Origin of the sequence: Halomonas salinarum (assembly GCF_012062845.1) — a bacterium.
In the GTDB taxonomy this organism is placed as follows: Bacteria; Pseudomonadota; Gammaproteobacteria; order Pseudomonadales; family Halomonadaceae; genus Onishia; species Onishia salinarum.
Map to the genome: position 1 here is coordinate 101,634 of NZ_WWNB01000003.1, position 13,813 is coordinate 115,446.

The window sequence follows — 13,813 nt, forward strand, 5'->3', positions numbered from 1 at the left end:
AAATTTGCTAATTATGGCATTGCCGGGGCCCGGGGTATCTCGGCTGCCAACAATTGTGCAATCGCTGCACGGTCTGGCCTTTCGATCACCCCTCGTTCACAAACAATGACATCGATTAATTCAGCCGGCGTGACGTCGAATACCGGATTGAAAATATCGATGTCATCAGGGGCCACAGCTCGTTCGCCCTGATGGGTCAATTCCCTGGCGTCACGAGTTTCGATGGGAATGTCAGTCCCGCTGGCCAGGCTCGCATCGAAGGTGCTGGTCGGCGCCACTACCATGACCTTGACGCCGAAATGACGCGCCTGAACGGCCAGCGCCAAAGTGCCAATCTTGTTGGCGACATCGCCGTTGGCGGTGATCCGATCGGCGCCGACGATCAACCATCCGATGTCTCCACGGGCCATTAATAGTGAAGCCGCTGAATCCACAGCCAGTGTCACAGGAATATGCTCCTGCGCGAGTTCCCAGGCCGTCAGGCGAGCACCTTGTAGCCAGGGGCGCGTCTCGTTGGCATGCACGCGAGTAATCAGCCCTCGCGCCCAGGCGCTGCGGATGACGCCTAGTGCCGTGCCATGGCCGCCGGTAGCCAGCGCACCTGTGTTGCAATGGGTCATGACCGCCTTGGGAGATTCGCGGGCGAGAATGTCGGCACCGTATTCTCCCATGGCCATGCAGTCGGCAAGATCCTGACGCTGAATCGTCCTGGCGACCTCAAGCAATGCCGTGAATGGCGGGGCTTCATGTTGGCTATGCGCCGAGACGATCGCTCGCATACGTTCTAGCGCCCAGAATAGATTGATCGCCGTGGGGCGTGAGGCGGCCAGCCTGTCTATCGAGGCATTCACCACGGCTGGCCAGTCGGCGCCAGATGCCTGGTGTGCAGCCAGCACGACGCCGTAGGCGGCGGTAATGCCGATCGCAGGCGCCCCCCGCACCACCATGCTGGTGATGGCTTCAGCTGCCTCTTCGGCGGTTGTGATCCGCAGCGTCTCGTGACGGCTTGGCAGCCAACGCTGATCGAGTAGTTCAAGGGTATCGTCGGCGCACCAGCGAATCGGCTTAAGGGTCGCGGTCATGGTGTCTCCGGGAAGGCAAGCAAGAGCAGTAGCGGGTAGAATGGGGGCCATCATACCGAAGGAGTGATGCGATGCCATCTACCGCACCGCGTGATGTCGAACTCTTGATCGAAGCGAGTTGGATTCTGCCCATGAGCGATGGCCTGCCAACCCTCGAGGATCATGCGATCGCCATTGATGGCGGTTACCTGCTGGGGCCCTGGCCGATTGCCGATGCCGCTCAGCATGTCCGCCCGGCAAGAACACTGCGCCTTAAACACCATGCCCTGCTGCCAGGACTGATCAATGCTCACAACCACGCCGGCATGAGCCTGATGCGTGGGTTTGCCGATGATTTGCCGCTGATGACCTGGCTCAACGAGCACATCTGGCCAGTCGAATCTGCCCACGTGAACCCTGAATTCGTGGCGGCGGGTACGCGATTGGCCTGCGCCGAGATGCTCGCCTCCGGGACGACGACCTTCGCCGATATGTACCTGGCGCCTGAAGCCGTGATCCCAGTGGTCGAAGAAGCCGGCATGCGTGCTCAACTTTGCACTCCATTGATCGACTTCCCGACCCCCTGGTCTCAGGACTTCGAGAGCGGCGTGCGTCAGACCGAGGTGCTCAAGGCGCACCTTAGCGATCATCCGCTGATATCGCTTGCCTTTGGGCCCCATGCCCCCTACACCGTGGGCGATACAAGCTTGGCTCGCCTCCGCGAGGCTCGCGATTCCCTTGGTCTTCCCATTCAGATGCACGTCCATGAGACCTTTGACGAGGTCAAACAGGGGCTTGCCAATGACGGCAAGCGCCCACTGCGCCGGCTTTACGACGCAGGTCTGCTCGGCTCACATTTCCAAGCCGTGCATATGACCCAGGTCGACGATGAAGACTTGGCGTTGCTGCGCGAGACCGAGACCGCCGTTATTCACTGCCCGCAATCCAACCTGAAGCTCGCCAGCGGCTTTTGTCCGGTGGCAAGGCTGCAGAAGGCAGGTATAACGGTCGGACTCGGCACCGACGGCGCCGCCAGTAACAACGACCTGGATATGTTCGATGAAGTGAAGACCGCAGCGCTGCTCGCCAAGGGGGTCAGCGGTGATGCCTCTGCCCTGCCGGCCATGGCGGCACTGGCCATGGCCACACGTGAAAGCGCCCGCGCTCTTGATATGGCCAAGCGCCGAGGTCAGCTCAGTGAAGGCTTCGATGCGGATCTGATAGCCGTCAATCTGGAGGCCTTGAATACCGTACCGGTTCACCACCCAGCCTCTGCGGTGGCCTATGCCCTGCAAAGTCGCCAAGTGACGCATGCCTGGGTGGCGGGCGACGCGCGCCTCCATGACGGCGAACTGGTGGGAATAGACCGCCAGGCGTTGTTGACGGAAGCACGACAGTTCGAGCGGATCATGCGCCCTGGGTAAGACAATAGCGCTACGTCTCACATTGAGCGAATCACAGTCAAAGACCCAAGCTCACGTTGTTGTGGAACGTGACTTCAGATCATCTAGCGGGAGACATATCACATGAGCAGCGAACCCCAGGCGCCCCATCACGACCCTCAGGAGCGTTCACAGCAACGCTCTCAGGGCCAGGATGACACCCGCCAAGGCAACGACTATCGGGATAATGTCGATGCCGCTGAAGTGGCCAAATTCGAGGCCTTGGCTAGCCGCTGGTGGGACAAGGACAGCGAGTTCAAGCCGTTGCATGAGATCAATCCACTGCGCTTGGACTTCATCGATGCCCGGGCCGGTCTCGCAGGCAAGCGCGTGATCGATGTCGGCTGCGGAGGTGGCATTCTCGCCGAAGCCATGGCGCATCGCGGAGCCCAGGTGACCGGCATCGACATGGGAGAGGCCCCCCTTGCCGTGGCACGCCTACATCGCGAGGAAAGCGGCGCGGAAGTCGATTACCGTCAGGCAAGCGCTGAAGAAATGGCAGCCGAGCAGCCGGGTGCCTACGATATTGTCACCTGTCTGGAAATGCTTGAGCACGTCCCTGACCCTGCTGCGGTGGTTCGTGCCTGTGCCACCCTGGTCAAACCTGGCGGTCAGGTGTTCTTCTCGACTATCAACCGCAATCCGAAAGCTTACGCTTTCGCGATCCTTGGTGCCGAATATGTGCTGCGCTTGCTACCTCGCGGCACCCATGATTACAAGAAATTCATTCGTCCTGCCGAGCTAGTCAGCTGGGGACGTGCCGCCGGCCTGCAGTTGGGTGAGCAGACCGGGCTGACCTACAACCCGCTGACGCGTCGCTATCGCCTAGATGCCAATGATGTTTCGGTGAACTACATGATCCAGACACGGCGAGCAACACCATGAGCGCCAAGCAACCAGCGAGGCCTCGCGCCCTGCTCTTCGATCTCGACGGCACGCTGGTCGATACAGCCCCGGACCTGGCTCGGGCCACCAATGCCCTGCGTGCCCATCACGGCCTGCCCGCCCTTCCCTACGAGACGATTCGTGCTCAGGTATCCAATGGCGGCAGTGCGCTTGTCACCCTGGCGCTGGGGCTTGAACGAGACCATGCGAAGCACGATTCCGCACGCAGCTTTCTGCTCGATGCCTATGGCCAGGATGTCGCCGCTGAGAGCCGAATGTTCGAGGGGCTGGCCCCCTTGATTGATGCCTGGTCTGTCTCACCCCGGGCATGGGGCATTGTCACCAATAAACCCCGTCTTTATGCCGCCCCCCTGATTGAGATACTGGGACTCGCTCCCGGGGCTTTCCTGTGTGCTGACGATCTTCCGGTAAAGAAGCCCGACCCGGCGCCATTGTGGGAGGCCGCACGACGAATCGGTGTCACTGCCGAAGAATGCTGGTACATCGGTGATCACCGCCGTGATATCGAGGCCGCTCACGCCGCCGGCATGACCGCAGTGGCGGTAGGCTATGGCTACCTTGATGAGGAAGAGGACATCCATGCATGGGCCGCAGACCATGTTTTCGACACGCCGGCAGCTCTCGCCGAAGCACTCGGGTATTGATCTACGCTAACCATGGCATCCTCTGATGGTCTAAAACGACAACGGGCCTGACTCATGAAGCCAGACCCGTGACGGCGTTGGTTGTGACCCTCACGCCAAGGTCAGAATACCCTCAACACAACAGCATCATGCCTTGGGCGGTTGTGCATCGAAACGCTCACCGCTATGCCCATGACTGTCTGGCCCCATCAGCCACAGGTAGGTCGGCATAATGTCATCCGGGGTGCGCAGCCGCTGGGGATCTTCGGCAGGATAGGCCGTCTTGCGCATCTGTGTCCGGGTGGCTCCTGGATTCAGAGTATTGACGCGAATAGCGGAGACATTCTCCAGTTCATCGGCCAGCATCTCGCTGAAATTCTCGGTTGCCGCCTTGGAAACCGCATAAGCCCCCCAGAAGGCTCTTCCTTTGCGCCCCACGCTCGATGAGGTGAAAACCACCGAGGCATCGTCAGATGCCTTGAGCAACGGCAGCAGTGCTTGGGTCATCCAGATCGGACCGTTGATGTTGACCTGCATGACCTGCTCCCACAGCTCGGGATTGTACTGATCGAACGGCGTCAACCGCCCCAGCAGGCTCGCGTTGTGCAGGATTCCATCCAGCCGGCCGAACTCCTTGTCGAGCGTTTCGGCCATGTCGTGGTAATCCTTCAAGGTGGCGCCTTCGAAGTTCAACGGAAAGATGGCTGGCTGAGGGCCACCCGCCGCCTCGATGGCATCATAGACGGCTTCCAGCTTATTGATCGTGCGACCTAGCAGAATCACCGTGGCGCCGTGATGGGCATAGCTCAGCGCGGCTGCGCGGCCGATCCCGTCGCCGGCGCCAGTGACCAGTATCACACGCCCGGCTAATAGGTCGGGACGCGCCTGGTAATCGATCTTGCAGCTCATTGATGCTCCTTGGATGACCTAGAGGCTCATTCAGCAGACCGGTTAAGGAAATCGCTGGCAAGCCCTGCCGCACTGCTATCCGGGAACTCCTCGCCCACCCGTTCAAGCAGTGCGCGGCTTTCATCAGGCTTGCCTTGGCGAGCCCTTAGCAGTCCCAGCTTATAGAGGGCATCCGGCATCTTGCTGCTTTGTGGAAAATCCTGAATGACCCGCTCGAAAGCCGCCGACGCCTTGTCGAGCTCCGTCTGGGCAGAATACAGCTCACCCAACCAATAGTGACCATTAGCGGTCAGCCCGGAATCTGGATAGTCAGCGACAAAGGCTTCAAACGCACTGATGGCGGCGGGAAACTCCCGCGCTTGAACCTTGGAGAAAGCGGCCTGATAGGCGGAGCGTGCGTCGTTACTGGTCCCGGGCTCGCTGCTGGCCGATGCCCCCGCCTGATTGCCCTCTTGCTGGCTATCGCCTTGGCCGGCTGTGCCGCCCGCCGATCCACTATTCGACTCAATGCGCTTCTCAAGTTGCAGATAGCGCTCCTGCGCCATCTTATTTTGCTGCTCTAGCTGGTAGCGCAGTTCTTCGATCTGGCCACGCAGACGTTTGATTTCGTCTTGATTCTCCTGCACCTGGTTAAATAGCACCAAGCTGCCGCTGGACTCTTCGCGCACTTCAGCGCGTTGATAGAAGTTGCCGGAGCCTTGCGAGAGGTCCTCGACTACCGGTGCGGCACTCACCAACGGCGGCAGCGCCAGGCAAAGCCCGGCGCCAAGGGTCGTCAGTGTTGATCTCGACAGACCATCTTTCATGTATCACTCCATCTGCGACAGGCGATCGGTGACGCCTCAGTAGTCAAAGACCACGCGACGATTCTGAGCGTAACTGTCTTCGCTAGTCCCCCGCACAGCCGGACGTTCTTCACCATAGCTCACCACCTCGAGCTGCGACGGCGATACACCTTGGACAGTCAGGTAGCGCTCGACCGCATTGGCGCGACGCTCGCCGAGGGCAAGGTTGTATTCACGGGTTCCGCGCTCATCAGTATGTCCCTGTAGCACCACGGAGGCATTGGGATGAGACTTCAAGAATTGGGCGTGAGCGGTCATGACTGGCTCGAATTCGCTGCGAATGGTATCGCGGTCATAATCGAAATAGATCGTGCGAACCTGCGGGATGCCGTCCTGCTGGCCATCGCGCTTGCCCATGCTATTAGACCCAACTTGTCCGCCGTTCATTCCCTGCGTGGAGGCTCCACCATTCATCCCGGCACTGCCGGCGCCATTACTGCCTGCCATGGAACCATCCTGGGTACCGCCAGTACTGGAACAGCCAGCCATGACGACCAGTGAAAGGGCTACAGCGAGGTGCTTGGCATAGGGGGTAACGTGCATGTTCGACTCCTTGAAAGATGCCAGTGACTGGCGGGACGCTAATGGGTTAATGGGTTAATTCAGAAACGGTGACCAGGCAGGCTCCCGAACATCTCCCTGTGCAGCGGGTAGCCGGAAGGATGCATTGCCGTCAGCAGAGACCGCCGAGAGAACACCCCTGCCGCCCTGCTGGGTTGCGAAAATCACCATGGTGCCATTGGGGGCAACACTGGGTGATTCAGCGGCCCGTGAGTCGGTCAAGGTGATCAAGCGGCCCGTTTCCAAATCCTGTTTCGCCACCTGGAATCCTTGGCTACCGCGATGAATCATGAAAAGGCTCTCGCCATCCGGTGCATAACGGCCGCGAGAGTTGTAGTTACCGGTAAACGTCAGGCGCTTGGCTTCCCCGCTCGCAAGATCATAACGATAAAGCTGAGGGCCTCCGCTGCGGTCCGAGGTGAAGACCAGACTCTCACCATCCGGGGACCAGCTGGGTTCGGTATCGATGGCATCGCTGCGCGTCAGGCGCTGGAAGCTGCGCGCACCGATGTCCATCACATAGATCTCCGGCTGACCATCCTTGGAGAGCGTCATCGCCAGCTTGCGCCCGTCTGGCGACCAGGCCGGTGCGCCATTGATGCCACGAGAGGAGCTGGCTCGAACGCGCTGACTCGTCGCTATATTCTGTATATAGATCGCTGGTCGCCCGGTTTCGAATGACACATAGGCAAGTTTCTGGCCATCCGGCGACCATGCTGGAGACAGGATCGGCTCATCAGACGACAAGATCTGCTGGCTGTTATGGCCGTCAGCATCGGCTACCTGGAGGCCATACTGGATATCTTCTCCGACGCCTTGAGAGGTGACGTAGGCGATCTGGGTCGAGAAAGCACCACGAATACCGGTAATGGCCTCGAAGATTTCATCACTGATGCGATGCGCGGCCGCCCGTGACTGATCAGGTCCAGCTGGGGTGATGACCTTGCCGAGCATGCGCTCCTGGCCGTAGACATCCATCAGTTCATACTGAATGCTGCCATCACTGTTGACCCTGCCGACCACCAGATAATCGGCATCCACTTTCCGCCAATCGCCATAGTTGACTTCGCTGCTGGCACTCGGCGAGGCAATCAGGTTGCCACGATCCAACGGCTTGAACTGGCCGCTACGCTCCAGATCATTCGCAATCACCCTGGCGATATCGGTAGGCAGTTGGGCCCCCTGCTCAGCAAAGGGCACCACCGCAATCGGCGTTGCTCTATCACTTCCCTGAGTGATCTCGATGGTGAGGTCGGCATGGGCAAGGCTACCCATTAGCAGCAGCAGCATGCCGCACCACAAGCTCATATAACGTTTCATCAGCGCACATCTCCGGGTCTGAATCTCAAGTTAAAGTCTCGAAAGCGGCGCTGGGCCGCTGGGGGCAAATCTCGCATTTCGCGGAAAGGAGCCGCACGTTGCACCGCTTGAAGCACCGACCGATCGAAAGCTGCATCGCCACTGCTCTGGACAAGCTGTGTATTCACCAGCTCACCGGTCGGCAGCAGTGTCAGGCGCACCAGCGCCTCGACGCCTGAAGTCAGATTAGGCGGAACAATCCACGCCTGCTCAACCGCATTGCGCACCAAGTTCTGAAAGCTATTGCTAGCCTGCTCGGCCTGACGCGCATTGGCAATGGATTGTTCCTCGCCGGCAATGGCGCTGTCCAGACTGCTGCTTGCCGCTTCGGCAGCACGTTTAGCGGCCTCTTCACGCCGTTTGCGCTCGGCCTCGGCTTCTGCCTGCTGGCGCGCCTCCTCCTGGCGTTTGCGCTCGGCCTCCGCCTCTGCTTGCTGACGGGCCTCTTCTTGACGCTTTCGTTCGGCTTCAGCTTGTGCCTGTTGGCGCGCCTCTTCCTGACGTTTCTGTTCAGCTTCGGCCTCTGCTTGCTGACGCGCCTCTTCTTCACGCTTTGCCTGTGCCTCAGCTTCTGCTTGGCGTTGTGCCTCAGCTTGACGCTGGCGCTCGGCCTCCTGCTGACGCTTGGCTTCTGCCTCTTGTCGTGCCTGCTCTTCCTGCTGTCGGCGGGCCTCAGCGGCAGCGGCTTCCTCGGCACGGCGCTTTGCATCGGCTTCCGCCTCGCGACGTGCCTGCTCGGCCTCTTGCTGTGCTGCCTGCTCAGCAGCAGCCTCTTCGGCTTCCTGCTGGCGTTGTTGCTCTGCGGCAGCAGCCTCTTCGGCTTCCTGCTGGCGTTGCTGCTCTGCGGCAGCGGCCTCTTCGGCTTCCTGCTGGCGTTGCTGCTCTGCGGCGGCGGCCTCTTCTTCAGCCTGACGCTTTGCGGCACGAGCCTTGGCGGCTTCGGCACGCTGAGCTTGATCCGTCGCCGTTTCGGTGCTGACCAATGTGGCCTGTACGACAGACGCGGAGGTCGGCGCCTCTTCGCTTCCGGGAAATTCCAGCACATTGATCACGATGACCCCGACGTGCAGGGCAAGCGCCAGTACCACCGGTAGGCCATAACCCACGCGGGAGTCATGTCTGGCCATGCGTGCTCCTTAGTTGTCAGCGGTCGGCGGTTCGGAAATCAAACCTACATCACTCACCCCTGCGACCTGCAGTGTGCTCATCAGGGTAATGACCTGACCGTAAGGCACATTGCGATCTCCTCGGACCAAAACAGGCGTCTCGGGGCGACGATTAAGAATAGCGATCACCTTGTCGGAGATGTCATCGAGGCTAGTGGCTGTTTTATCATCCCCGACGGAAATGAAGTAGCTCCCTTCGCGGTCAACGGAGACGACGACAGGTTCGCGGTCCTGCATGTCTTCAATCGGTTCGGAAGCCGTCTTCGGCAGTTCGACCTGAACGCCTTGCGTCATCATGGGTGCAGTGATCATGAAAATCACCAACAACACCAGCATCACGTCGATGAAGGGCACGACATTGATCTCACCCATCGGCTTGCTGTGACCACCGCGGTGGAATGGACCATGCATCATGGCAATGCTCCTTCAGGCCGCATCCTGATCACCACGACCCTGAAGGTTGCGGTGCAGAATCGAATGAAACTCTTCAGCAAAATCTTCGTACTTGCCGAGTAGTTTACTGGACGAGGAAGACAGGCGGTTATAGAAGATGACCGCCGGGATTGCCGCAAAAAGGCCCATCGCCGTTGCAATCAGTGCCTCAGCAATCCAGGGCGCGACAGTTGCCAGTGTTGCCTGCTGGGTCATCGACAGACTCTGGAAAGAGCCCATGATGCCCCATACGGTGCCGAACAAGCCGATATACGGGCTGGCAGAAGCGACGGTCGCCAGGAAGATAAGGTGGTGGTTGAGGCGCTCCTCTTCCCGTGACCAGGCGACTCGCATCGAACGTTGGACGCCTTCAAGGATGGCTTGAGAATTGCGCGTCTTGGGCAGCAGACGATTGAATTCGCGAAAGCCCGAACGAAAGATATGCTCCGCCCCTTGAGTCTCCTGTTCCGCGGGTGTCTCGCGGTACAGCTCGTTCAGGTCGATGCCGGACCAGAAACGCTCTTCAAATTGCTTATGTGCTCGCTGAGCACGGCGTAATACGAAGCTGCGCTGGAAGATCACTACCCAGGACAGCACCGAAGCGATGGCCAGCAGCAGCATCACAAACTGCACCACGCCACTGGCGTTCAGGATCAGATGTGGAATGGACATGGAGTCGTTCACGGAAATCCTCACTTATCAAAGGGGTTCGTCACACGAAAACCTCGGGCCTTGTCAGCGTCAATTTAGCGCCAGGCCGGCGAAGCATGTTTCAGGCTGACAGCGCCTCTCTCAGAGCACTAGGCCAGCGTCTGGGCTTGAGGCTAGCCGCATCCAGGCAGGCGATATCGACCGTTGCATGGCAAAGGGGTTCACCTTGATGTCGTACAACCTGGAGGAACGTCAGGCGACAGGCACTGTGATCCTCGATCTGGGCACTTACGCTGAGCTCATCATCAAGGCGAGCAGGCTTGGCATAGCGGCATTCCAGACGATGCACGACCAGTTGAATACCCTCGTCGAGAAGTGCGCTCTGTGTGATGCCCAGTTGTTTAAGCCACTCGCTGCGGGCCCGCTCCATGAACTTGAGATAATTGACGTAATAGACGATGCCACCGGCATCGGTATCTTCTATATAGACGGTAACCGGGTGCTGGAAAGCGCTCATGCGTTATCCTTATTCCCGCTAGAAAGCCCAGAAGCCGGCTCACTCGACGCCAGGTTCTCATCCCGGCACAGACCGAAATGCAGGTAGGCTTGGCGCGTCACCACACGGCCACGAGCAGTGCGCATCATGAAACCCTGCTGGATCAGATAGGGCTCGATGACGTCTTCGATGGTGTCACGCTCTTCGCTGATCGCCGCGGCGAGACTGTCGACTCCCACCGGCCCCCCTTCAAACTTCTCGATCATGGCCAACAGCAGCCGGCGGTCCATGTGATCGAGACCAAGGGAATCAACATTCAGCATATTTAACGCTTGATCAGCGATGTCGGCTTCCAGTGCGCCACTTCCTCGCACTTCGCTGTAGTCACGCACTCGCCTTAGCAAACGATTGGCGATACGAGGTGTGCCCCGGGCCCTGCGCGCAATCTCGGCGGCGCCTGCCTGATCCGCCTCGACTCCCAGCAGGCCCGCCGAACGAGTGACGATCTCGGTGAGCTCCGAAAGGCTATAGAATTCAAGACGCTGCACGATGCCGAAACGATCGCGTAACGGCGAGGTAAGAAGCCCCGCCCGAGTCGTTGCACCGACCAGGGTAAAACGCGGCAGATCGAGCTTGATTGAGCGAGCCGCTGGCCCCTCGCCGATCACGATATCGAGCTGGAAGTCTTCCATCGCCGGATAGAGCACTTCCTCTACCGCGGCGGAAAGACGGTGGATCTCGTCGATGAACAGCACATCCCCTGGCTGCAGGTTCGTCAGCATGGCCGCCAGGTCACCGGCTCGCTCGAGTACTGGCCCCGAGGTGGACTTGATATCGACATCCATCTCGTGAGCAATGATGTTAGCCAAGGTGGTCTTGCCTAGCCCAGGTGGGCCAAATACCAGCGTATGATCGAGGCTCTCGCCTCGGCCACGGGCAGCACTGATGAAGATATCGAGCTGCTCACGCACCGCGGATTGGCCGATATAGTCAGCTAGTCGCTGAGGGCGAATAGCATGGTCGATCGGTGCGTCACCTTCCCGAGGCTGGGCGGCAATCAGGCGATCACTGTCGATCATAGATGCCCCAATGCCTGAGGATACTGTGCGGGAACTGCCTTAAGGCGCATGCGCTCACTTTTGCCATGGGTCATGAATCCTCACCCCGCCAATTTCTTGGCAAGGGCTCCCTTGATCAAGGCCTCGGTCGACAGGCCCGCGTCTTGGGCAGAGATCATCTTGGTCGCTTCGGTGGGCTTGTAGCCCAGGGATACCAAGGCTGCTTCGGCATCGGCACGGGCGTCGTTTGCCTTCGCGCCCCCGCCAGCTGCCTGCTCAATGCCTGCAAGGTCACCTTCAGATGACTGGGTCCAGTGCGGAAAGCGGTCTCGCATCTCGATAACCAGTCGTTCGGCGGTTTTCTTGCCAACGCCTGGCAGACGGGTCAGTGCCTTTACGTCATCATCCATCACGCAGCGAATGAACTGATCTTCGTCCATGCCAGAGAGGATGGCGAGGGCCAGCTTGGGGCCTACTCCGTTGACCTTGATCAGGGCGCGAAACAGCGCCCGCTCCTGCTCCCGAGCGAAGCCAAACAACAGGTGAGCATCCTCGCGTACGGTCAGGTGAGTGTGCAACTGTATCGTTTCACCGACACCAGGCAGAGCCAATATACTCGTCATGGAGGCTTCAAGCTCGTAGCCGACCCCCCACACATCCACAACCAGCCAGGGTGGCTGTTTCTCCAATAGGGTGCCACGCAGGCGTCCAATCATGCCGTCACGATCCTTGAGAGAATGCTTGAGAAAGCACTTGAGAGAGTTCTTGAGAAAGCACTTGAGAAAGTCTGAGCCACTATACTGATCGCCTTATGGGCTGACCAGCGTATCCAAACAGCGTTTCATAATATGAAAAGCCACCATATCGATTATTACCCGGTCGGGATAGCGACGTTATCATCCTGGCCCTTCATGAGCGGATCAGTCGGGGCGATAGTCTCGCCAGCCCTTGCCTCGGCCCTGGCGACCGGTACGCCCCCCAAAGGCACCTTGCTTCACCAGACCCAATCGCGCATGGGCATGTGTCAGCGCAATGGCCAAGGCATCGGCGGCATCCGCCTGCGGTGTGGCCGATAGGCCCAGCACGGCTGTCACCATATGTTGCACTTGAGTCTTGTCGGCAGCACCGGTACCGGTGACCGCTTGCTTGATCTGGCGTGGCCCGTATTCGCTGACCGGCAGGCCATGATTGGCGGCACAGACGATCGCGGCGCCACGCGCCTGGCCAAGCTTGAGCGCGGACGCTGCATTGTTCGACATGAAGACCTGTTCAATGGCGAACTCTCCAGGCCGGTGCACAGCAATAAGTTCGCTGATGCCGGCATAGCATTGCGCCAGTCGCTGCGCCAGGTCATCGTCTTTAAGCCGAATACAGCCACTGGCGACATAAACCGGCCGCGGGCGGGTGACATCCAACACGCCATACCCTGTGATGCGCGACCCCGGGTCGATACCCAGTATCAGCATGAAAACAGCGTATGCCGCATGGCCACTTCAGTAGAGCTCATCGAGGACTGTCTCGTCGAAATCGGCGTTTGAATAGACGTTCTGCACATCATCGAGATCCTCGAGCATGTCCACCAGCTTGATGACCTTCTGCGCCACCTCGACGTCATTGATCGGCGCGTAGTTGTCCGGATACTTGCCGATCTCGCTATGCGATGGTGACAGTTCGGCCTCAAGCAAGGCTTCTTTTACCGTCCAGAAGTCTCCCGGCCGGGTAACGACTTCGGTAGTGCCATCTTCATGATTGATCACATCCTCGGCGCCGGCCTCCAGCGTAGCCTCCATCAGTGCTTCCTCGCTGGTGCCATCATTGAACTGAAGACGCCCCTGATGGTGAAACATGAACGATACCGAGCCAGTCGTCCCCAGGTTGCCGTCATTCTTGGAAAAAGCATGGCGCACTTCTGAAACGGTGCGGTTGCGATTATCCGTCATGCATTCGACCAGCACCGCCACACCATCCGGCCCATATCCCTCATAGACGGTCTCCTCCATGGCATCGCCATCGGTGTTCCCCGCCCCGCGATCAACGGCACGCTGAATCGTGTCTTTGGTCATGTTATTGGCGAGGGCTTTGTCGATCGCCGCACGCAAGCGCGGATTATCGTGAGAGTCACTGCCGCCGAGTCGAGATGCCACCGTCAGTTCGCGAATCAGCTTGGAAAAGATCTTGCCACGCTTGGCATCCTGTGCCGCCTTGCGGTGCTTGATATTGGCCCACTTACTGTGTCCGGCCATGAAAAATACCTCCTTTTCATGCGCCGCCGGCGCCATAAGGCGCCGGCGGATCGGAAAGACG

Annotated in this window: 16 protein-coding genes; 3 read left to right on the forward strand and 13 right to left on the reverse strand. The window is 59.2% G+C overall.

Features of this window, described 5'->3' with window-relative positions; genetic code table 11:
* Nucleotides 1–11 precede the first annotated feature (11 nt).
* Complete coding sequence (gene mtnA / locus HF027_RS03515) at nucleotides 12–1,082, reverse strand: S-methyl-5-thioribose-1-phosphate isomerase (protein ID WP_168012954.1); 1,071 nt, start codon at nucleotides 1,080–1,082, stop codon at nucleotides 12–14.
* Nucleotides 1,083–1,153: 71 nt separating this feature from the next.
* Between mtnA and HF027_RS03520 the strand changes: the two genes are divergently transcribed.
* From HF027_RS03520 to HF027_RS03530, 3 genes are all read left to right on the forward strand, one after another.
* On the forward strand, nucleotides 1,154–2,485 hold the full coding sequence (locus tag HF027_RS03520; protein ID WP_168012956.1) for a TRZ/ATZ family hydrolase: 1,332 nt from the start codon (nucleotides 1,154–1,156) through the stop codon (nucleotides 2,483–2,485).
* Nucleotides 2,486–2,587: 102 nt separating this feature from the next.
* Nucleotides 2,588–3,388 carry a bifunctional 2-polyprenyl-6-hydroxyphenol methylase/3-demethylubiquinol 3-O-methyltransferase UbiG gene (gene ubiG, locus HF027_RS03525; RefSeq protein WP_168012958.1) on the forward strand — a complete coding sequence of 267 codons (801 nt, stop codon included), beginning with the start codon at nucleotides 2,588–2,590 and terminating at the stop codon, nucleotides 3,386–3,388.
* The gene (locus tag HF027_RS03530; protein ID WP_168012960.1) at nucleotides 3,385–4,053 is read left to right on the forward strand and encodes an HAD-IA family hydrolase; all 669 of its coding nucleotides are present in this window, start codon (nucleotides 3,385–3,387) and stop codon (nucleotides 4,051–4,053) included. Before ubiG ends, HF027_RS03530 begins: the two co-directional genes overlap by 4 nt.
* A 126-nt stretch (nucleotides 4,054–4,179) precedes the next feature.
* Here HF027_RS03530 and HF027_RS03535 read toward each other — a convergent pair whose 3' ends face one another.
* From HF027_RS03535 to HF027_RS03590, 12 genes are all read right to left on the reverse strand, one after another.
* Nucleotides 4,180–4,941 (reverse strand): YciK family oxidoreductase, encoded by a 762-nt coding sequence (locus HF027_RS03535; RefSeq protein WP_168012962.1) that lies wholly within the window; start codon nucleotides 4,939–4,941, stop codon nucleotides 4,180–4,182.
* Nucleotides 4,942–4,967: 26 nt separating this feature from the next.
* A complete protein-coding gene (gene ybgF / locus HF027_RS03540; protein ID WP_168012964.1) occupies nucleotides 4,968–5,747 on the reverse strand; it encodes a tol-pal system protein YbgF in 780 nt (259 codons plus the stop codon).
* A 36-nt stretch (nucleotides 5,748–5,783) separates the two neighbouring features.
* Nucleotides 5,784–6,329 (reverse strand): peptidoglycan-associated lipoprotein Pal, encoded by a 546-nt coding sequence (gene pal, locus HF027_RS03545; RefSeq protein ID WP_168012965.1) that lies wholly within the window; start codon nucleotides 6,327–6,329, stop codon nucleotides 5,784–5,786.
* 54 nt (nucleotides 6,330–6,383) lie between these two features.
* Nucleotides 6,384–7,667 carry a Tol-Pal system beta propeller repeat protein TolB gene (gene tolB / locus HF027_RS03550; RefSeq protein ID WP_168012966.1) on the reverse strand — a complete coding sequence of 428 codons (1,284 nt, stop codon included), beginning with the start codon at nucleotides 7,665–7,667 and terminating at the stop codon, nucleotides 6,384–6,386.
* The gene (gene tolA / locus HF027_RS03555; RefSeq protein WP_168012967.1) at nucleotides 7,667–8,833 is read right to left on the reverse strand and encodes a cell envelope integrity protein TolA; all 1,167 of its coding nucleotides are present in this window, start codon (nucleotides 8,831–8,833) and stop codon (nucleotides 7,667–7,669) included. Before tolA ends, tolB begins: the two co-directional genes overlap by 1 nt.
* A gap of 9 nt (nucleotides 8,834–8,842) precedes the next feature.
* The gene (tolR, locus tag HF027_RS03560) at nucleotides 8,843–9,283 is read right to left on the reverse strand and encodes a protein TolR (protein ID WP_168013188.1); all 441 of its coding nucleotides are present in this window, start codon (nucleotides 9,281–9,283) and stop codon (nucleotides 8,843–8,845) included.
* A 15-nt stretch (nucleotides 9,284–9,298) separates the two neighbouring features.
* Complete coding sequence (gene tolQ, locus HF027_RS03565) at nucleotides 9,299–9,976, reverse strand: protein TolQ (protein ID WP_205742711.1); 678 nt, start codon at nucleotides 9,974–9,976, stop codon at nucleotides 9,299–9,301.
* Between the two features lie 100 nt (nucleotides 9,977–10,076).
* Nucleotides 10,077–10,472 (reverse strand): tol-pal system-associated acyl-CoA thioesterase, encoded by a 396-nt coding sequence (gene ybgC / locus HF027_RS03570; protein WP_168012968.1) that lies wholly within the window; start codon nucleotides 10,470–10,472, stop codon nucleotides 10,077–10,079.
* Complete coding sequence (gene ruvB, locus HF027_RS03575; RefSeq protein WP_168012969.1) at nucleotides 10,469–11,530, reverse strand: Holliday junction branch migration DNA helicase RuvB; 1,062 nt, start codon at nucleotides 11,528–11,530, stop codon at nucleotides 10,469–10,471. Before ruvB ends, ybgC begins: the two co-directional genes overlap by 4 nt.
* An 80-nt stretch (nucleotides 11,531–11,610) precedes the next feature.
* The gene (gene ruvA / locus HF027_RS03580) at nucleotides 11,611–12,225 is read right to left on the reverse strand and encodes a Holliday junction branch migration protein RuvA (protein ID WP_168012970.1); all 615 of its coding nucleotides are present in this window, start codon (nucleotides 12,223–12,225) and stop codon (nucleotides 11,611–11,613) included.
* Nucleotides 12,226–12,429: 204 nt separating this feature from the next.
* Entirely contained in the window at nucleotides 12,430–12,975 is a 546-nt protein-coding gene (gene ruvC, locus HF027_RS03585; protein WP_168012971.1) for a crossover junction endodeoxyribonuclease RuvC, read from the reverse strand.
* A 27-nt stretch (nucleotides 12,976–13,002) separates the two neighbouring features.
* Nucleotides 13,003–13,752 carry a YebC/PmpR family DNA-binding transcriptional regulator gene (locus tag HF027_RS03590; RefSeq protein WP_168012972.1) on the reverse strand — a complete coding sequence of 250 codons (750 nt, stop codon included), beginning with the start codon at nucleotides 13,750–13,752 and terminating at the stop codon, nucleotides 13,003–13,005.
* Nucleotides 13,753–13,813 lie beyond the last annotated feature (61 nt).